Source organism: Salinicola lusitanus, from assembly GCF_003206045.1.
GTDB classification, from domain to species: domain Bacteria; phylum Pseudomonadota; class Gammaproteobacteria; order Pseudomonadales; family Halomonadaceae; genus Salinicola; species Salinicola lusitanus.
Genome location: NZ_PZJM01000009.1, coordinates 182,526 through 201,501, shown reverse-complemented (window position 1 = coordinate 201,501; position 18,976 = coordinate 182,526). Strand labels below are relative to the sequence as shown.

The window sequence follows — 18,976 nt, the reverse complement described above, 5'->3', positions numbered from 1 at the left end:
CCTAGGAACGGATTACGCTGTCGACGAAATCCACCAGCGTCTCCCCGTAGCGGTCGAGATCGAACTCGCGCGCGACCTGCTCGCGGGCAGCGCTGGCCATGCGCCGTCGCAGCGCTGGATCCCGGGCCCAGCCCTCGAGGACCGTGGCGGCCTCCGTCGGCTCGAGAACACCCGCCTCGACGAGGCGGTCGGTGGTCGGGTCGTAGACCTCGTCAGGCCCTTGGGCGCAGCGCGGGTCGTAGCGCGCCAGGCTTTGGCGCGAACGACCGGGGTTCAGGACGGCCCCGTTGACGCCGTGGTGCACGAGCTCCGGCAGGCCATCGGCATTGCCGACCAGCGTGGGCAGACCATGAGCCAGGGCCTCCTGGACCACGTTGCCGAAGGGTTCGCGCCAGGAGGGGCAGATGAAGGCGTCGAGCGAGGCGTAGAAGCCCGACATGTCGTCGACCAGGCCCTTGAAGTGAACGCTGTCGTTCAATCCCCATTGTGCCGTCCACCGCTTCAATACCGGCTCCAGTGGCCCACTCCCCGCGATCCACAGCTCCGCCTCGGGGCAGCGCTGCTTGAGTTCGGCGAAGGTTTCCAGGGCGACCATCGGCGCCTTCAGGCCCGTCATCCGGCCCGCGAAACCGAGCCTGAAGCGATCGCCGGGGTGAGTGGCGGCCTGGTCCGGGAGGCGGATGGCGTTCTGCAGCACGCGATAGGGAATGTCGGGATCGAGCTGCCACTTGAGCTGGAGCATCCGCAGGCCGGCGTAGGAGTTGCACAGCACGCCGTCCAGGCGCGCCAGATAACGCCTCAGGCCGGGTGCATCCGCGGCCAGCCATGCACTCCCGCGTTCGAAGTGGATCAGCGGGATGTCGTCGTCGAACGCCAGCGGATGATTGACGATCTTGTTCCAGACCACCACGGCATCCAGGCCCAGGCGCTGCATCATGGCGAGCTGGTAACGCTGGCGCACGCTCGGCAGGAACTTGGGAATCCGCCAGCGCCCGCCCTTGATGCTGTGCATCCGTCCCGCGCGGTGAGGGGCGTAAGCCGGCTCGAGCAGCGAATGGACCTCGTCGGTCTGCAACAGCACGTGGTGGTCGTGCTGGGGAGTATGACGGGCGTAGAAGCGGGTGAAGTAGCGTTCCACGCCGCCCAGGTTCCTGAGGCTGACGAGATGGCCGATGCGGCTGGTGGTGCCGCGAGCAGATTCTTCGATCATGAATGTCTTATCTGGAGGGTTCGGTCGAGGCGCCATGATTGACGCGCGTTGGTCGGGTTGCGAGTCATGCCCGGTCAACTTCCGTTAGAATGGACGTTTTACCCAATGGGAATTCATTCAGGCCCATGAAGCAATCTCTGCCAGAGCGTCCGCGACATATCGGCATCCTGCGTCTCTCCGCGCTGGGCGACGTCTGCAACCTGGTGCCCACGGTGCGCGCGCTGCAGCGTCAATGGCCCGAGGCGCGGATCACCTGGATCGTCGGCAAGACCGAACACGCCCTGCTGGACGGCCTCGATGGCGTCGATCTGGTGGCCTACGACAAGTCCACCGGTTTCCAGGGCATGCGTGCGATTTGGCGTCAGCTCGAGGACGTTCGCTTCGATGTGCTGTTGCACATGCAGCAGGCGCTGCGCGCAAGCGTACTGTCGTTGGGGCTGAAATGCGACGTGCGAGTGGGTTACGACAAGGCGCGGGCCAAGGATTGGCAGCACTGGTTCACCCATCGCCAGCTGGCCCCCCATCCGCGTGCGCACGTGCTCGAATCCTTCATGGATTTCGCCCGCCTGCTGGGGGTCGAGGATACCCGGCTCGACTGGTCGCTGCCGGTGCCGGATGCCGCCTACCAGGAAGCGCACCAGTTGACCGGCGATCGGCCCTACCTGGTGATCAGCCCCTGCGCCAACCCGCGCCTGCGCAATTTCCGCAACTGGTCCGCCGAAGGCTACGCCGCCGTGATCGAGCACGTCTGGCAGCGCTACGGGTTGAGAACCGTCATGAGCGGCGGCGGCAGTCCCCAGGAGCGCGACATGGGCGAGCAGATCCGCCGGTTGGTGCCCGAGATCGAGATCATCGACGCCATCGGGCGGACCTCGCTCAAGGGCCTGCTGGCCCTGCTGGATCGGGCGCGCGTGGTGATCGCACCCGACTCCGGCCCGGTCCACATGGCCAATGCGCTGGGCACGCCGACGCTGGGGCTCTACGCCACCACCAATCCGGATCGCGCAGCCCCGTACTGCTGGCGCGATCACGTGGTCAATCGCTACCCTGACGCCGTGCGCCGCTACCTGAAGAAGTCCGTCGAGAGCGTCAACTGGGGCACGCGGGTGCGCCACGCCGATGCCATGGGATTGATCACGCTGGACGACGTGGTCGAGCACCTGGATGGACTGATGACCGCGACACGCGATACCGCCAACGCCGACGACGTAACGGAGCCGCCGCATGAAGGTTGATCTTTCGCAGTTGGAGCACGCCCGTCTACTAGTGGTGGGCGATGTCATGCTCGACCGCTACTGGCATGGCGCGACGTCGCGGATCTCGCCCGAAGCGCCGGTGCCGGTGGTGAAGGTGGAGGACGCCGACGACCGTCCGGGCGGGGCGGCCAACGTGGCCCTCAACATCGCCTCGCTGGGAGGCCACGCCAGCCTGGCGGGCGTGGTGGGGCACGACGACAATGCCGACCATCTCGAACGTGCACTTGAAGCTGCGAATGTGAGCGCTCACTTTCAGCGCAGCCCCGAAGTACCGACGATCACCAAGCTGCGCGTCATGAGTCGCAACCAGCAGTTGATCCGCCTCGACTTCGAATCGCCGCTGTGGAACGTCGACACCGCGCCGCTGATCGCCAAGGTCGAGGCGGCGCTGGGCGATGCCGACGTGGTGATTCTCTCCGACTACGGCAAGGGCAGCCTGAATCGGGTCGAGACACTGATCGCCACGGCCAGAGCGGCCGGCAAGCGGGTGCTGGTCGATCCCAAGGGCAGCGATTTCAGCCGCTATCGCGGTGCCAGTGTGATCACGCCCAACCTGGCCGAGTTCGAGGCGATCGTCGGGCCCTGTGCCGGCGATGCCGAGCTGGCGGAGAAGGGCGAGGCGCTGCGAGCCTCGCTGGCGCTGGAAGCGCTGCTGGTCACCCGCAGCGAGCGCGGCATGACCCTGATTCGTGAGGGCCACGCCCCGCTCCACCTGCCGACCCATGCGCGGGAGGTGTTCGACGTCACCGGCGCCGGCGACACCGTGATCGGAGTGTTGGGGCTGGCGCTGGCCGCCGGCCACGGCTTCGGCGAGGCGGTGATGCTGGCCAATCTCGCCGCCGGACTGGTGGTGGCGAAACCCGGCACCGCGGTGCTGTCGGTGGCGGAGCTCTACACGGCACTGCACGGCGACAGCCTGGCCCAATACGGCGTCATCGGGGAGGGCCCGCTCATCGGGGCGGTACGCGCCGCGCAGAGCCGTGGCGAGCGCGTGGTGATGACCAACGGCTGCTTCGACATTCTGCATGCCGGCCACGTGGCGTACCTGGAGCAGGCCAAGCGCCTCGGCGACCGCCTGATCGTGGCGGTCAACGACGACGCCTCGGTGGCGCGGCTCAAGGGGCCGAAGCGGCCCATCAATACGTTGGCGCGCCGGGCGCAGGTGCTGGCGGGGCTGGCCGCGGTGGACTGGGTCGTTCCCTTCGGCGAAGACACGCCGGCGCGGCTGATCGAGGCGATCCTGCCGGATCGGCTGGTCAAGGGCGGCGACTACCGGCCGGAGGATATCGCCGGTGGCGAGGCGGTCATCGCCAATGGCGGCGAAGTCCTGGTGCTGGGCTTCGAGGATGGCGTCTCGACCACCACCATGATCGACACCATTCTCGACCGCGAGCGCTGAGCCGCGGTGCGCGCTCGACACGGCCTCCCGTCGCGGCTCGCGCGCTGGCTCTACTCGCTGGCCGCCTACCTGTTGTCGCCGCTGATCTGGTGGCGGGTGTGGCGTGAGTGGTTGCCCACTCACCCCCGTCGCGAGCGGCTGGGCTTCATTACCGTGGAGGGCGATCGTCCGCGGCTGTGGCTGCATGCCGCATCGGTGGGTGAAGTCGTCACGGCGGCGCCCCTGATCCGCTCGCTGCTCGATGATCATCCGGATCACGACCTGATCGTCACCACCATGACCGCCACCGGCGCCGAGCGCGTTCGCCAGACGTTCGGCGAACGGGTCTCCCACCACTTCCTGCCGCTGGATTTTCCGATCAGCTCGCGACGTTTCATCACCCGATTGAATCCTCGCCTGGCGGTCATCGCCGAGACCGAGCTCTGGCCCAACCTGCTGGCGGCGTGTCGACGCCGGGGCGTGCCGGTGGTGGTGGCCAATGGCCGCCTGAGCGGCGGTGCCTTCCGGCTCTACCAGCGCTTCGGAGCCCTGAGCCGGGGCATGCTCGAAACGGTGGCCTGGATCGGTGCCAAGTCGCCACTGGACGCCGAGCGTTTCGTCTCGCTGGGCGCTCCGGCGACGCGGGTGACGGTCACCGGGGCGTTGAAATTCGACCTCGCCGTCGATGGCGAGACGGTGGCCGCGAGCCGGCGACTACGGGCGAGCTGGGGCGCGCGGCCGGTCTGGATCGCGGGCTCCACCCATCCGGGAGAAGACGAGCAGGCGCTGATCGCGCATGCCGCGCTCAGACGCCGTTTCCCCGATGCGCTGCTGATTCTGGTGCCGCGCCATCCCCAGCGCTTCGACGCCGTCGACGCGATCTGCCGCGAGCGGGGGGAGCAGATCGTGCGATTGAGCGCGCAGCGGCCGGTCACCGCGGAAACCGCGGTACTGCTGGGCGACACCATGGGCGACCTGATGCGGCTCTACGGCTGCGCCGACGTCGCCTTCGTCGGTGGCTCGCTCGAGCCGATCGGCGGTCACAACCTGCTCGAACCGGCGGCGCTGGGCGTGGCGGTTGTTAGCGGCCCCTATCTCGACAACTTGCGCGAGATCGCCGACACCCTGGCGGCCAGCGAGGCCAGGCTCGAGGTCGCCGATGGCGGGGAGCTCGGCGCCACGCTGATCTCGCTGTTCGAGGACGACGATCGCCGCCACCGCCTTGGCGCGGCCGGGCGGGCCGTGGTCGAGGCCAACCGGGGAGCGCTCCAGCAGACCCGCCGGGCAGTGGCGGCGATGCTCGTCACCTCGGCAAACGAGGCCTAGAAGCCTTCCAGCACCACCTTGCCTCGCGCCCGCCCACTCTCGATCAGGGCGTGGGCTCTTTTGAGATTGGCTGCGTCGATGGTGCCCAGCGTCTCGGTCAGCGTTGTGCGAATCTCGCCACGATCGACCATCGCCGCCACCCGCTCGAGAATGTCACCCTGAGCGTGCATGTCCGGAGTCTGGAACAGCGAGCGGGTGTACATCAGCTCCCAGTGGATCGAGATCGACTTGCGCTTGAAGTCGTCGATCACGAAGCCGACCGGGTCATCGATCAATCCGAACCGGCCCTGGGGCGCCATCAGCGCGATGATGTCATCGCGATGCTTGTCGCTGTGGGTGGTCGAGAAGACCAGGCCGGGGGCACCGAACCCCAGCGCCTCGATCTGCGCGGGCAGCGGCTGGCGATGATCGATCACGGCGTCGGCACCCAGGCTTTCCACCCACTCGCGGGTCTCCGGACGCGAGGCGGTGGCGATGACCGTGAAATCGGTCCGCCGTTTCAGCAGTTGAATGGCGATCGAACCCACGCCGCCGGCGCCGCCAACGATGAGAACGGCGTTGGCCGCACCGGGAACGGAGCGCGTCACGTCGAGCCGGTCGAACAGCATCTCCCAGGCGGTGAGAGACGTCAGCGGCAGGGCAGCCGCCTCGGCGAAGCTCAGCGATGTCGGCTTCCTGCTCACCAGTCGCTCGTCGACGAGGTGATATTCGGCATTGGTCCCCGGGCGCTGCAGATCGCCCGAATACCAGACCTCGTCTCCCGGCGTGAAGCCCTTCACGTCGCGGCCGACGGCCTTGACCACGCCGGCCGCGTCCCAGCCCAGTACCCGGGCCGTGCCGGCCTCGGGCGCCATGTTGCCGCGCACCTTGGTATCGACCGGGTTGACCGATACGGCGTGAATCTCGACCAGCAGGTCGCGATCACCGGGCGTGGGCTCGTCGAGTTCGATGTCGATCAGGGCGTCATCGCGGTCGATGGCCCCGGCGTTGCGATAGGCGACGGCTTTCATTCGGGTTCTCCAGTCATGAGGTGTCTGCGTGAATCCTAGAGTAAAATCGCGGAGGCCACGTACGTACAACGAATGCTGTTAGTTCCCTGTCGTTACCCTAGTGTCAAAAAGGATACCCGGATGGCCAAAGCGCGATTTTCCCGTTTCGATGGCAGCCCCGGCTGCGCCGTGGAGGCGGCGGTGAGTCTGATCTGCGGTAAATGGAAAGGTGTCGTGCTGTGGTATCTGCTCGACGAGGGCACGTTGCGCTTCAGTGAGCTGCGGCGGCGCATCGGTGGCGTCACCCAGCGCATGCTGACCAACCAGTTGCGCGAACTCGAGGTCGATGGCCTGATCCATCGCGAGGTCCACGCCGAGGTGCCGCCCAGGGTGGAGTACAGTCTGACGGCGCTGGGGCGCGAGCTGACGCCGGTGCTGATGGCGCTCAAGACCTGGGGCGATGCGCATCTCGATCTGTTCGGGCCGTCGGGGACGCCAGCAGAGTCCCGTGAAGGGGGCGCGGCAGGGCAGGCGTGAGCTTGCCTTCGGGAGCTATCGCCGGGCGTTGAATCGTCGGGCGACTGCCGGGCCGAAGTGTCAGACGCTTGTCATCGGCAGCGACGACAATCGTGGGATGACCTGAACTCCTCTTCCGGTGTCACTCCATGAACCTGCGCTTCAGGAGTCGCAAATTGCGATTCTACGCTGGCGGCATCGCCAGCCTGCTACTGCCCGACAGCCTGTATCGTCAGCGCCTGGACCGGCTGGTCGAGTCGCTCCCTCCCATGCAGCGGCAGGCCGTGCTGGCACGGGTCGACTACTATCATCGCCAGCAGAACCCCTTCGATCTCGACGAGGCCGCGGTGCGCATCGGTGATTTCCGCTACGAACGACGCGGCGCCTACTATCTGGATGCCAAACGGGTGGTTCGTCATTTCGATCCCGAGCTGCGTTTCAACTACCGTTTCGGCGATGTGACCTGGGTGGCCGAGACGCCGACGATCGTCAAGAGCCGTCCGATCTGTCGCCAGACCCCGCCGAGCAACGCCAACAACCTGCTGCTGAAACTCAACAGCGTGCGCCATTTCCATTTTGCCAACGATCGGTTACGGCACACCGACAAGAAGACGGGCGTCGTCTGGCGAGGAAAGTGTTTCCATGAGCACCGGGCAGCGGTGCTGCGCCAGTTCTGCCGGCACCCGCGGATGGATATCGGCCAGAGCCATGCCAAGCGGCGCCAGCAGTCGGATTATCGACCCTACCTGTCGATCGAGGCGCAGCTGCAGTACAAGTTCGTGCTGAGCCTCGAGGGCAAGGACGTCGCCACCAATCTGAAGTGGATCCTGTCGTCGAACTCGCTCTGCCTGATGCCGCCCCCGCGGTACGAGACCTGGTTCATGGAAGGCACGCTGGAACCCTATGTCCACTATGTGCCGCTGGCCGAGGATTGCCACGATCTCGAGGAGAAGATGGACTACTACTCGGCGCGTCCGGAGGAAGCCGAAGCGATCATCCGCAACGCCAACGCCCACGTCGACCGGTTTCGCGACACGCGTCTCGAGCACCTCATCTCACTGCTGGTGATGCACCGGTATTTCGTGCTTTCCGGGCAGCTCTCGCCCCGATCCGTGCCGCTGCCCCTTCACTCGGAGGTCAGCGCCAGCGCGGCGAGAAACAACTGGGCGTGACGCTCGGCCAGCGCTTCGAGGTCGCGGTCATAGCCGCCGCCGATGACGCCGGCGACGGGAATGCCTCGCCTGCGGCAGGCCGCCAGTACCCGGTGATCGCGGCGATAGAGGCCGTGGTCGCTCAGCGCCAGGTGGCCCAGCCGGTCGTCGGCGTGGACGTCGGCGCCGGCATCGAACAGCACGAACTGCGGCCGGAAGTCGTTCAGAATCGGGTCCAGCGCCGCCTCGAGGCGTGCCAGATAGGCGTCGTCCCCGGTACCGCGCGGTAGCGCCACGTCGCGATCGCTCTGGCGCTTCTCGAACGGAAAGTTGGCCTCGCCGTGGAGCGACAGCGTGAAGACCCGTGGCTCGTCGCGGAAGATCCAGGCCGTTCCATCCCCCTGGTGCACGTCGCAGTCGACGATCAGGACCCGCTCGAGGCGATACTCGGCCAGCAGGTGGTGGGCGGCGACCGCGAGATCGTTGAGCAGGCAGTAGCCGCTGGCACGATCGGCGTAGGCGTGGTGGGTGCCGCCGGCGGTATTGAGCGCCAGCCCGGTCTCCATGGCGCTGTCCACCGCGGCCAGCGTCCCGCCGACTTCCAGCAGGGTGCGTTCGACCAGCGCGGGTGACCAGGGGAAGCCGCTCGGCGTGCGCCGCGTGGTCGCGATCTCGCCCAGATAGAAACGCTGCAGGTAGTCGGCGGTGTGCCCACGCAATAGCGCTTTGCCGGTCGCCGGGGCAGGGGTGATCCAGCCAACGTCGTCACGGTCGTCGAACGCCAGCGTCGACAGGCGTCGGCGCAGGACTCGGAATTTTGCCATCGGGAACGGATGGCGCTCGGGCCATTCGATGCTGTAGCCGGGGTGGTGGACGATGGGGAGCACGCTCGAGTGACCTCCGCTCGGGTCGTTGGAAGCGCCGTGGGTACTGGGCCGCGGCAATTGGTCCCTGGCGGCGGCGCCAGGGATCGCTACGCTGGTAGATGCCCTCCGTTGCCGCGAGTTCTTCGCCATGCGAGTTACCGTTTTCAGTGCCCAGCCCTACGATCGCCGCTTTTTCGACGAACTCGCTGCCGTACAAGATGCCGATGACGACATCGAGTGGCACTACCAGGAAGCCGGTCTCGATGCCGGCACCGTAGCGCTGGCGGCGGGCAGCGAGGCGGTCTGCGTGTTCGTCAACGACTGCCTCGACGCCGCCGTGCTCGACACCCTGGCCACCCTCGGGATCCGCGCGATCGTGTTGCGCTGCGCCGGTTTCAACAATATCGATCTCGCGGCTGCCCATCGGCTCGGGCTGTTCGTGGCGCGGGTGCCGGCCTACTCGCCGGAGGCGGTGGCCGAGCACGCGCTGGCGATGATCATGACCCTGAACCGCAAGACTCACCGGGCCTTCAACCGCGTGCGCGAGGGCAACTTCGCACTCGACGGGCTGCTGGGCGTCACCCTTCACGGCAAGACGGCGGGCGTGATCGGGACGGGGCGGATCGGGCTGTGCATGGCACGCATCCTGAAGGGGCTCGGCTGCGAGGTGCTGGGCTACGACCCCTATCCCGCCGACGCGTTCCAGGCCTACGGGGAAGCGGTCCCGCTCGAGGCGCTGCTGGCTCGCTCCGATATCGTCTCGCTGCACTGTCCGCTGACCGAGCAGACCCATCACCTGATCGATGACGGGACCTTGGCGGCGATGAAGCCGGGCGCCATGCTGGTCAATACCTCACGAGGGGCGCTGATCGATACGCCCGCAGTCATCGGCGCGCTGAAATCGCGTCAGCTGGGGGCGCTGGCCATCGATGTCTACGAGCAGGAGAGCGAACTGTTCTTCCGCGACCACTCGGCGGAGATCATCGACGATGACGTGTTCGCGCGCCTGGCGAGCTTCCCCAATGTGCTGATCACCGGACACCAGGGGTTTTTCACTGTCGAGGCGCTGCGCGAGATCGCCCAGGTGACCCGGGCCAACCTGATGGCCTACGCCGAGGGCATCGAGTGCCCCAACCGGCTGTAGCGGGCCGGGTCAGCGGGTCAAGCGCTCCACCCCGGCGTCGCTGCCCAGCATCAGCACATCGGCCGGGCGTTTGGCGAACAGGCCGTTGGTGACCACGCCGACCAGCGCATCCAGCGCCGTTTCCATGGCCTCGGGCTCGTCGAACAGCTTGTCGTAACCGTCGAGGATGCGGTTGCCGTTGTCGGTCAGCACCCCGTCCCGATAGACCGGCGTAATGCCCAGCTTGACCATTTCGCGGGCGACATAGGAGCGCGCCATCGGAATCACCTCGACCGGCAGCGGGAAGCCACCCAGCACCTCGACCCGCTTGCTGGCATCGGCGATGCAGATGAAGCGCTCGGCGCAGGCGGCCACGATCTTCTCCCGGGTCAGTGCCGCGCCGCCGCCCTTGATCATGCGCAGCCTGGCGTCGATCTCGTCGGCGCCGTCGACATAGACCGGGACGGTGCCGACATGGTTGAGTTCCAGCACGTCGATGCCGTGGGACTTCAGCCGCGCTGCCGTCGCTTCCGAACTCGCGACCGCGCCGCGGAAATCGTGTCGGCGAGCGGCCAGCAGGTCGATGAAGTGGTTGGCCGTGGAGCCCGTGCCCACCCCGATCACCGCATCCGGGGTCAGCAGGTTGTCGATGTCTTCGAGGGCTGCGGCGGCGACGGCGCGCTTGAGGTCGTCCTGGGTCATGTCGGTTCCGGCAGGCTGAGTGGAGAAGGGTTCGATTCGGGTACGCTCGGAGCGCGGCCAGTATAAAGCAAGCGGCACACGCTGCCGATGTCGCTGGACGCTCGGGGCCGGGGTCTGTTAACAATACGGGTCCATCAAAGCCCGCCACTCTCGCGGCGGGAGCGCTGCACCCCAGCTGTTCGCCAGGACATACCCGAATGCAACTCGAAGACATCGTCAAAAAGATCCTCCAGGCCCGTGTCTACGAGGCGGCCCGGGAGACCCCGATCTCCCCGCTGCCTGCGCTCTCCCGCCGCTTTTCCAACCGGATTCTGATCAAGCGCGAAGACCTGCAGCCGGTTTTCTCGTTCAAGATTCGCGGCGCCTACAACAAGATGGCGCAGCTGAGCGACGAGCAGAAGGCCAAGGGCGTGATCGCGGCGTCCGCGGGCAATCATGCCCAGGGGCTGGCGATGGCGGCCAGGCAGATGGGGGTCAAGGCGGTGATCGTGATGCCGCGGGTCACGCCGGACATCAAGGTGTCGGCGGTCCGGGGCTGGGGCGCCAGGGTGGTGCTCAAGGGCGACGCCTTCGGTGAAGCCCTGAGCCACGCCCGGGAGCTGATCGCCGAGCATGACTATACCTATATCCCGCCCTATGACGATTTCGACGTGATCGCCGGCCAGGGGACGGTGGCGATGGAGATCCTGCGCCAGCATGCCGGTCCGCTCGATGCGATCTTCGTCCCCGTCGGCGGTGGCGGGCTGCTGGCGGGTATCGCGGCCTACATCAAGTATCTGCGCCCGGAGATCAAGGTGTTCGGTGTCGAAGCCGAGGACTCCGCCTGCCTCAAGGCGGCCATGGAGGCCGGCGAGCGGGTGACGCTGGACCAGGTCGGGGTGTTTGCCGAGGGCGTTGCGGTGGCGCAGATCGGCGAGGCGCCGTTCGAGATCCTGCGTCATCACATCGACGGCGTGATCACCGTCAATACCGACGAGATGTGCGCGGCGGTGAAGGACACCTTCGATGACACGCGGGCGGTGGCGGAGACCTCCGGGGCGCTGTCGCTGGCGGGGCTCAAGAAGTATATCCAGCAGACCCAGGCGCGCGACCAGACACTGATGTGCATCAACTCGGGCGCCAACATCAATTTCGACCGGCTCCAGCACGTTGCCGAGCGCACCGAGCTGGGCGAGCAGCGCGAGGCGATCCTGGCGGTGGAGATCCCCGAGCGGCCGGGCAGCTTCAAGCAGTTCTGCCGGGTGATCGGGCGGCGCATGGTGACCGAATTCAACTATCGCTACGCCGATCCGGAGAACGCGCACATCTTCGTCGGTGTTCAGGTCAAACCGGGGGGCGAGGATCGCGAAGAGCTGATCCGCCGCCTGCGCGAGGCCGACTATCCGGTCGAGGATCTCACCGACAACGAACTGGCCAAGCTTCACATCCGCCATCTGGGCGGCGGTCGACCCCGGGAGCGTTTCGAGGAGGAGGTCTATCGCTTCGAATTCCCCGAACGCCCCGGCGCGCTGATGAACTTCCTCACCCACCTGCCGGCGGACTGGAACATCTCGCTGTTCCACTACCGCAATCACGGCGCCGCCTACGGCCGGGTGCTGGTGGGATTGCAGATGCCCAATGGCGACCGCGCCCATGCCGAGGAACACTTCGATCGCATCGGCTATCGTTACTGGAAGGAGACCGACAATACGGCCTACCGGCTGTTCATGGCCTAGACTTCGTCGGTAGTCGTCGTGAAAGGATGAAATAGGCGCTAAAAGTCCCTGAATCCGATCTCAAACTTTTTGTGTTGGTGCCGATACTATTGGGTAACGAAAAAAGGTGTCATCCGGGCCGGAAACACTCTTGTCAAGTTTTTGGCCTGACCCTATAGTCGTGCGCGTCGCTGCGGGGGGCAGCGACCGAACCCAACGCAGCGGAGTCGACATGAGACGCAAGCCCGACTTGGTAATGGCATTGGTATTGATCTTCGGCGTCGGCGTGGTGGCGACAGGCTACGCGCAGACGCTGCTGGGCGCCTGAGGCCCGGGAACACGCCGGATCATTCGGCTGGCGACGGCCGGCGAATGAGGGCGTGGTGAAGAGGATCGGCTGGTGGGGTGTGGCTCGAAACGGCCGGTAGCGGAAACGCTGCCGGCCGTTTTCGTTGCAGCCGTTCGGTGTCGGCCGGCCTCGCGCTTCAGCGATCGGGTCGGACGATGCGCCGGTCGCTGACGATGGCGTCCAGCGGCACGTCCCAGCCCTCGACGGGCAGCGAGTCGACCCGTTGGCAGTCGTGGGCGAGCCCGATCAGCCGAGGCCTGGGGCGCTGGCGTCGGGCAAAGGCGAACGTGCGATCGTAGAATCCACCGCCCATGCCGATTCGCTGCCCGTCGTCGTCGAACCCCACCAGTGGCAGCAGCACGGTATCCAGCGCCCAGGCGGGCAAACGGTTGGCGCGATGAGCGCCGAAGCGGGTGTCCGGCTCGGCGATACCGAAGCGGTTGCGGGTCATCCGGGTGCCGGCGCGATAACGCACGAACCACAGCCGGTTCTCGACCAGGGGGCGTAATACCGGGAGATAGACATGGGCGCGACGGGCGGTGAACCAGTCGATCAGCGGGCGCGGATCGATCTCGCCATCGTTGGGCAGATAGAGCGCCACGCGGCGGGCGCGCTGCAGTTCGGGCAGGCACCTGAGGCGACGGCATAGCTCGCGGGAGGCCCGGCGTCGTTGATCCGGAGTCAGTGCGCGACGGCGGCGACGCAGCTCACGTCGAAGCTCGCGCCGATCGAGACGACCATCGACGGCCGACGACAGGGTCGTGGCAGCCTGGGCAGCGTCAGGGTTGATCATGGCGATGGGATTATTGAACGACAAGAAGAGTTCCCCAGAGTGCCGCTGTCATTCTGGCCCTGAACCTATTGGTTCAAGGTGGGTGGCCGCAGGCAGGCCTTCAGGCTTTCCGACGCGCGGACATGCACACGGGCCTGCCTAGCAATTGGCCCCCTGGGTACTGCGCATAGGCTCGAGGGACTTGTAATGACTGGCGCACACTCCAGGAAACCCCACCATCGTAGCAGAGCGGCTTCCGTTGCCCAATGGCGGATTACGATACCGATGGCGCTTTCGACATCACGGTGCCTGTCGGCCGGGTTCTCCCGCCTTGGCCAGCGCACGTTCCAGCCTCTCGCTCAGATCACTCAGGCTCTGCTCGCCGGCGCGATGCGAGTCCAGCGCCGTCAGCAGCTCGTGGGTGATATTGAGGGCGGCCATGATCGCGATCTTTTCGGCGCCCAGCACCTTGCCTCGCGAATGGATGCCGTGCATGGCGCGATCCAGGTAGCGGGCGGAACGCTTCAACTGATCCTGCTCCTCGGGCGGGCAGGCGATCACGTAGGGTTTGCCCAGCAGGGTGACTTCGGTCGTCGGGCGAGACGTGTCGCTCATGTTGTCGCTCCGGGGTGGGCGGTGAAGATCGATGCGGTAAGATGGCAGGCATTCGCGCCGAGCGCGTCCGGATTCGTTACCCTGCCTGCGGTCGGTGACCGGCTGCGCCGGGCGGGGTCGAAGGCCCGGGGAGCGTGCCGCCGCGATTGAGGAATCACTATAGAGAGCCGGTTATTGGCGGTCAACGCGCCGCCGCGCCGGCGCCACGCGCCCGCCGGCTCTTGCGATCACCCAATCATGGATGCCGACATGTCGATCATCAACGACCAGCTCGACTTTTCCACCGTCGCCAATGTCTTTCTGGCCCATGGCAGCATGCAGTCGCCAGCGTTTCTCGACGGCCGACTGTGCGCCGAGCTCGGTTTGCACGATCTGAGTGCCGAGGGGTGGCTGGAGGAAGTCTGCCTGTCGCTCAACGTGGAACAGCCGGAAAACCGCGAGGATGCGGACGTGCTGCTGGGCTGGCGCCGCCAGACACTGGACGCGCTCTCCGCCGCCGAGCTCAACTTCGAGCCGCTGCTGCCGGACGAGCTGTTTTCGCTCTCCGAGCGCGCCCAGGGGCTCAAGGAGTGGACCCAGGGCTTTCTCGAGGTCGTCAACGAAGTGGATGGCGAAACCTACGAGAACTGGTCCTCGCCGCTGAAAGAGGCGCTGGAGGATCTCGGCCAGCTGTCGGCGATCGATATCGATATCGCCGACGACCCCGAAAACGAGAACGATCTCTTCGCGCTGACCGAACATGCCCGGATGGCGGCGATGCTGCTCTACACCGAACAGCACCCTGGAGAACCCCAGGTGGAGCAGGTGGAGAACGAGAGTGGCGAAACCGCCGGCGGCGAGGACGAGACACCGCCAGCGCTGCATTGAGTCCGCCCGCGCCGCGAGGCGCGTGATCGACGATATTCCAGGCGTCCCGGCGAATCCCGGGGCGCTTCGCTCAAGGAGAGAGACATGCGACCCGAGCCGTTGCCGCGTCCCGCCCCCATCTCGCCAGAGGAGTTCGCGGCCCGTCGCGAGCGCCTGATGGCCGAATTGCCGGAACACAGCGCCGTGCTGTTGCCGGGTGCCGCGCTCAGGACGCGCAATCACGACAGCGAGTACGCGTTCCGCCAGAACAGCGATTTCCACTATCTGTGCGGTTTTCCCGAACCCGACGCGCTGCTGGTGCTGCTGCCCGGCCGGGAAGCCGGCGAGACTATCCTCTACTGTCAGGAGAAGGACCCCGAGAAGGAGGCCTGGACCGGCATTCGTATCGGCCCCGAAGGGGCCGTGCGCGATTACGGTATGGACGAGGCGTTCGATAACACCCAGCGCCACGACCTGACCGAACTGCTGGATGGTCGCCAAACCCTCTACCTGCCACTGTCCGACACCGCCGCCATGAGCATCGCCGAGGGCGTGCGCGGACAGCTGAGCGCCCGGGCGCGACGGGGTGCCGTCGCCCCCACCCGGTTTGCCGACGTCAGTGCCTTGATCCACGAACTTCGCCTGACCAAGAGCGAGGCCGAGCTGGCGCTGATGCGACACGCCGCGCAGATCAGCGCGCTGGCGCACCGCCGCGCCATGCAGGCGAGCCGCCCCGGGCGCTTCGAATACCAGCTGCAGGCCGAGCTCGAGCACGAGTTCCTCTGGCACGGTGCGCGCTCGCCCGCCTACGGCACCATCGTCGGCGGCGGAGCCAACGCCTGTGTGCTGCACTATATCGAGAATGCCGCGCCGCTGAAGGATGGCGAGCTGGTACTGATCGACGCGGGTGGCGAGTTCGACCTCTACGCCGGCGACATCACCCGTACCTTTCCGATCAACGGCCGTTTCAGCGACGCTCAGCGGGCGTTGTACGACGTCGTGCTGGCGGCGGAAGAGCGCGCCGTCGCCGCGGTGGAACCCGGCGTCACGCTGGAGGCCATTCACCAGGGCGTGGTGCGCGATCTGACCGCGGGCCTGATCGAGCTCGGCCTGCTGGAAGGTGAGCTGGAAGAGAACATCGAGTCCCAGCGCTTCCGCCGCTTCTATCTGCACTCGACCTCGCACTGGCTCGGCCTGGATGTCCACGACGTCGGCAGTTATCGGGTCGATGGCGAACCCCGCCGGCTCGAGCCGGGCATGGTGTTGACGATCGAGCCCGGGCTCTATATCCCGGATGCCGAAGACGTGCCGTCGGCCTATCGCGGCATCGGGATTCGCATCGAGGACGATGTCGTGGTCACTGAGTCCGGCCGCGAGGTCCTGACCTCGGACGTACCCAAGGCGCCGGAGGATATCGAGGCGCTGATGCAGGGGCGGAGTTGATCGTTTTTTGATCGACCCTGAATCGAGCCGGAAAATTACGTAACCGATGTAATGGCAGTGTAGGGTGCGTGGAAACTGGCTTCTGAATTTTCAATCGTAAGGGAGTGGCTGGTGCAGATGTCTCAGACACGGCAATCCACCACGGTCGACGTGGCCATCATCGGCGGTGGCCTGGTAGGCGCCAGTCTCGCCTGCGCCCTGGGCGAGGCCATCGCGGCGGAGCGCGAGCTTGGCGATGAGCGGGCGCCCCTGCGCGTTGCCATCATCGAGCCTCGGCCGCTGCCCAGCAGCGTCGAGGCGAGCACGTATCAACCCAGCTTCGACGCCCGGGCCAGCGCCATTGCCTACGGCTCGCGACGCCACTTCGAGCGGCTCGGCGTGTGGTCGGCGATGGCGGCGGAGGCCTCCGCGATCCGCCATATCCATGTCAGCGAGCGTGGCCGGCTGGGCGCGACCCGGCTGCACGCCTCCGAGCTGGGCGTCGAGGCGCTGGGCTATGTCATCCCCAACGTCTGGATGGGGCGAGCGCTGCATGCTCGCCTCGAGTCGCTGCCCATCGACTGGCGCTGTCCGGCACGCGTCGAATCGCTGGAGCCCGAGAGCGGGGGGTATCGGCTCGCGCTGGACAGCGGCGAGGTCATTCACGCCGGCCTGACCGTACTGGCCGACGGTGGGCGAGCCGGTTTCAAGGAGCGTCTCGGTATCGAGAGCGATCATCACCCCTACGAGCAGACCGCGCTGATCGCCAACGTCGAGGTCAGCCGTGCCCACGGCGGCTGGGCCTTCGAACGCTTCACCCGCGAAGGACCGATGGCCCTGCTGCCGCTCGACGGACGCCGGATGGAGCTGGTCTGGACCCACCGCCAGGGCGCCTTCGACGAGACCCTGGCGCTCTCCGACGGCGCCTTTCTGGAGCGCCTGCAGCAGGCCTTCGGCGATCGGGCGGGCCGCTTTCGACGGGTGGGGCAGCGGCACACCTATCCGCTGTCGCTGATCACGGCGCGGGAGACGGTTCGCCCGCATCTGGCCATACTGGGCAACGCGGCGCACGCTCTGCATCCGGTTGCCGGGCAGGGTTTCAACCTGGCCCTGCGTGGGGTGATGGATCTGGCCGGTGCCATCGGTGCGGCGCGGGCGGAGGGCGTCGCCGCTGGCGACCCCCGAACGCTGGCGAGCTTCGAGGCGAGACGAACGGCGGACACGCATCGGATCGTGCGCTTCAGCGACGGGCTGATCCGGCTGTTCGGCATCGATCATGCCGCGTTGGGGCCGGCTCGTGCCGCCGGATTGGTCGGCCTCAACGCGCTGGGGCCGTTGCGCCGGACCCTGGCGAGACACGCAATGGGCATCGAGCGCTAGCGCCGCCGGTGGACGAGCCTGGGCGTGATCGGGCGGGCAGGTGATGCGGCATGCGACGAGACAAGGAGTACGCGTAGTAATGGACCAGAGCGAGAGTGATGTCATCATCGTCGGCGGCGGGGTCGTCGGCTCCACGCTGGCCCTGCTGCTGGGCGAAGCCGGCTGGCAGGTGGCCGTGGTCGATGCGGCCCCGGCGCCCGCAGGCGATGCGCGCCTGGGGCAGGGCAAACCGGCGCTTCGCGTCAGTGCATTGACGGCGGCCTCGCAGCGTCTGCTGATGGCCCTGGACGTCTGGCCCTGGATCGCCTCCCGCCGGGTGTCGGCCTACCGGGGCATGCAGGTCTGGGATGCCGAGGGTAGCGGTGAGATCGATTTCGATGCCGACGAGGTCGGTGTCGATGCGCTGGGACATATCGTCGAGAACGACCTGCTGCTGGCCGGACTGGCCCGACGCCTGCAGTCGCTACCCAACGTCGAGTGGCTGCACGAGGTTCGAGTGACCGGCTACGAACGCCGAGAGAGTGCGGCTCGCCCCGGCACCCGCCATGCCAGTGACGCCGTGATCATCCTGGACGACGGCACCCAGCGGCGGGCACCGCTGATCGTCGGTGCCGACGGCGCCAACTCCCCGCTGCGGGCGATGGCCGGTATCCCGGTCGGCGAACGCGAGACCGGCCAGGCTGCCGTGGTGACCACCGTGCGCACCGCTGTCGGCCATGGCGCCGTTGCACGCCAAGCTTTTCTCGCCACCGGTCCGTTGGCCTTCCTGCCGTTGACCGTCGACGGGCGGGACGATCACTGCTCGATCGTCTGGTCGACCACCCCCGGCGAGGCCCGGCGGTTGACGGCACTGGCCGCCACCGACGAGGGGCGAGCGCAACTGGGCATCGAACTCGCCCGCGGGTTGGGGGAGCGGCTGGGCGACGTCGAGGTCATCGATGCCGCGCCGCACTTCCCGATCACCCAGCGCCATGCGCAGCGTTATGTCGACGACGGCTTGGCGCTGATCGGCGATGCCGCCCACAGCCTGCATCCGCTGGCGGGGCAGGGCGTCAATCTCGGATTGATGGATGCCGCCGTGCTCGCCGAGGAGTGGGTGCGTGCCAGACGGCGCGGTGCGCCGCCGGGGGATCGGCGCATCCTGGTTCGCTACGAGCGCCGCCGCCGCAACGAGAACGCGGCCATGCTCGCTGCCATGCAGGGCTTCCAGCGGTTGTTCGGCAGCCGGCAACCGGCGCTTCGGCTCGCCCGCAACTGGGGGCTCTCCGGCGTGAACCGCCTCATGCCGGTGAAGCGGCTGCTGATACGTCAGGCGCTGGGGGAGTACGGCGATCTTCCCGAGCGGTGTCGATGAGAGACTGGCCTGAGGATTCGACACTTC

The 18,976-nt window shown here is 66.9% G+C and carries 17 protein-coding genes and 1 other RNA gene; 11 read left to right on the top strand and 7 right to left on the bottom strand.

Going from position 1 to position 18,976, the window contains the following annotated elements:
* Position 1: 1 nt before the first annotated feature.
* Positions 2–1,210 carry a glycosyltransferase family 4 protein gene (locus DOM45_RS14275; RefSeq protein WP_157958442.1) on the bottom strand — a complete coding sequence of 403 codons (1,209 nt, stop codon included), beginning with the start codon at positions 1,208–1,210 and terminating at the stop codon, positions 2–4.
* A 125-nt stretch (positions 1,211–1,335) separates the two neighbouring features.
* Between DOM45_RS14275 and DOM45_RS14270 the strand changes: the two genes are divergently transcribed.
* From DOM45_RS14270 to waaA, 3 genes are read left to right on the top strand one after another with little or no spacing between them, the layout of a single operon-like run.
* Positions 1,336–2,445 (top strand): glycosyltransferase family 9 protein, encoded by a 1,110-nt coding sequence (locus DOM45_RS14270; RefSeq protein WP_110601571.1) that lies wholly within the window; start codon positions 1,336–1,338, stop codon positions 2,443–2,445.
* Positions 2,435–3,865, top strand: coding sequence for a bifunctional D-glycero-beta-D-manno-heptose-7-phosphate kinase/D-glycero-beta-D-manno-heptose 1-phosphate adenylyltransferase HldE (gene hldE, locus DOM45_RS14265; protein ID WP_110601570.1), 1,431 nt, complete (start codon positions 2,435–2,437; stop codon positions 3,863–3,865). The genes DOM45_RS14270 and hldE overlap by 11 nt, the downstream gene beginning before the upstream one ends.
* Positions 3,866–3,871: 6 nt before the next feature.
* Entirely contained in the window at positions 3,872–5,170 is a 1,299-nt protein-coding gene (gene waaA, locus DOM45_RS14260) for a lipid IV(A) 3-deoxy-D-manno-octulosonic acid transferase (protein ID WP_110601568.1), read from the top strand.
* Here waaA and DOM45_RS14255 read toward each other — a convergent pair.
* Positions 5,167–6,180: a zinc-binding alcohol dehydrogenase family protein gene (locus tag DOM45_RS14255; RefSeq protein ID WP_110601567.1), complete on the bottom strand. Its 1,014-nt coding sequence runs from the start codon at positions 6,178–6,180 to the stop codon at positions 5,167–5,169. The genes waaA and DOM45_RS14255 overlap by 4 nt on opposite strands.
* 120 nt (positions 6,181–6,300) lie before the next feature.
* On the opposite strand from DOM45_RS14255, the gene DOM45_RS14250 reads away from it, so the two are divergent.
* Both DOM45_RS14250 and DOM45_RS14245 read left to right on the top strand, forming a co-directional pair.
* Entirely contained in the window at positions 6,301–6,696 is a 396-nt protein-coding gene (locus DOM45_RS14250; RefSeq protein ID WP_110601566.1) for a winged helix-turn-helix transcriptional regulator, read from the top strand.
* A 155-nt stretch (positions 6,697–6,851) separates the two neighbouring features.
* Entirely contained in the window at positions 6,852–7,847 is a 996-nt protein-coding gene (locus DOM45_RS14245; protein WP_240612403.1) for a glycosyl transferase family 90, read from the top strand.
* Here the strand turns inward: DOM45_RS14245 and DOM45_RS14240 are convergent.
* Positions 7,802–8,713: a histone deacetylase family protein gene (locus tag DOM45_RS14240; RefSeq protein WP_240612402.1), complete on the bottom strand. Its 912-nt coding sequence runs from the start codon at positions 8,711–8,713 to the stop codon at positions 7,802–7,804. The genes DOM45_RS14245 and DOM45_RS14240 overlap by 46 nt on opposite strands.
* Positions 8,714–8,840: 127 nt before the next feature.
* Here DOM45_RS14240 and DOM45_RS14235 point away from each other — a divergent pair, with 127 nt between their 5' ends.
* Positions 8,841–9,836 (top strand): 2-hydroxyacid dehydrogenase, encoded by a 996-nt coding sequence (locus DOM45_RS14235; protein ID WP_110601560.1) that lies wholly within the window; start codon positions 8,841–8,843, stop codon positions 9,834–9,836.
* 9 nt (positions 9,837–9,845) lie between these two features.
* On the opposite strand, the gene rpiA is transcribed toward DOM45_RS14235, so the two are convergent.
* Positions 9,846–10,517 (bottom strand): ribose-5-phosphate isomerase RpiA, encoded by a 672-nt coding sequence (rpiA, locus tag DOM45_RS14230; protein ID WP_110601559.1) that lies wholly within the window; start codon positions 10,515–10,517, stop codon positions 9,846–9,848.
* A gap of 197 nt (positions 10,518–10,714) precedes the next feature.
* Between rpiA and ilvA the strand changes: the two genes are divergently transcribed.
* Positions 10,715–12,232 carry a threonine ammonia-lyase, biosynthetic gene (ilvA, locus tag DOM45_RS14225; protein ID WP_110601558.1) on the top strand — a complete coding sequence of 506 codons (1,518 nt, stop codon included), beginning with the start codon at positions 10,715–10,717 and terminating at the stop codon, positions 12,230–12,232.
* Positions 12,233–12,696: 464 nt separating this feature from the next.
* Here ilvA and DOM45_RS14220 read toward each other — a convergent pair whose 3' ends face one another.
* From DOM45_RS14220 to DOM45_RS14210, 3 genes are all read right to left on the bottom strand, one after another.
* Positions 12,697–13,377 carry a 5-formyltetrahydrofolate cyclo-ligase gene (locus tag DOM45_RS14220; RefSeq protein ID WP_240612401.1) on the bottom strand — a complete coding sequence of 227 codons (681 nt, stop codon included), beginning with the start codon at positions 13,375–13,377 and terminating at the stop codon, positions 12,697–12,699.
* A 3-nt stretch (positions 13,378–13,380) separates the two neighbouring features.
* A non-coding RNA gene (gene ssrS, locus DOM45_RS14215) (6S RNA) lies at positions 13,381–13,565 on the bottom strand.
* Between the two features lie 67 nt (positions 13,566–13,632).
* Positions 13,633–13,947, bottom strand: coding sequence for a cell division protein ZapA (locus tag DOM45_RS14210; RefSeq protein ID WP_110601556.1), 315 nt, complete (start codon positions 13,945–13,947; stop codon positions 13,633–13,635).
* A 249-nt stretch (positions 13,948–14,196) separates the two neighbouring features.
* On the opposite strand from DOM45_RS14210, the gene DOM45_RS14205 reads away from it, so the two are divergent.
* The 4 genes from DOM45_RS14205 (at position 14,197) to DOM45_RS14190 (ending at position 18,949) form a co-directional block, all read left to right on the top strand.
* Positions 14,197–14,814: a UPF0149 family protein gene (locus tag DOM45_RS14205; RefSeq protein ID WP_110601555.1), complete on the top strand. Its 618-nt coding sequence runs from the start codon at positions 14,197–14,199 to the stop codon at positions 14,812–14,814.
* 84 nt (positions 14,815–14,898) lie between these two features.
* Positions 14,899–16,236 (top strand): Xaa-Pro aminopeptidase, encoded by a 1,338-nt coding sequence (pepP, locus tag DOM45_RS14200; RefSeq protein ID WP_110601553.1) that lies wholly within the window; start codon positions 14,899–14,901, stop codon positions 16,234–16,236.
* A 117-nt stretch (positions 16,237–16,353) separates the two neighbouring features.
* Entirely contained in the window at positions 16,354–17,595 is a 1,242-nt protein-coding gene (gene ubiH / locus DOM45_RS14195) for a 2-octaprenyl-6-methoxyphenyl hydroxylase (RefSeq protein WP_110601552.1), read from the top strand.
* A gap of 79 nt (positions 17,596–17,674) precedes the next feature.
* A complete protein-coding gene (locus DOM45_RS14190) occupies positions 17,675–18,949 on the top strand; it encodes an FAD-dependent oxidoreductase (protein WP_110601550.1) in 1,275 nt (424 codons plus the stop codon).
* Positions 18,950–18,976: the final 27 nt, after the last annotated feature.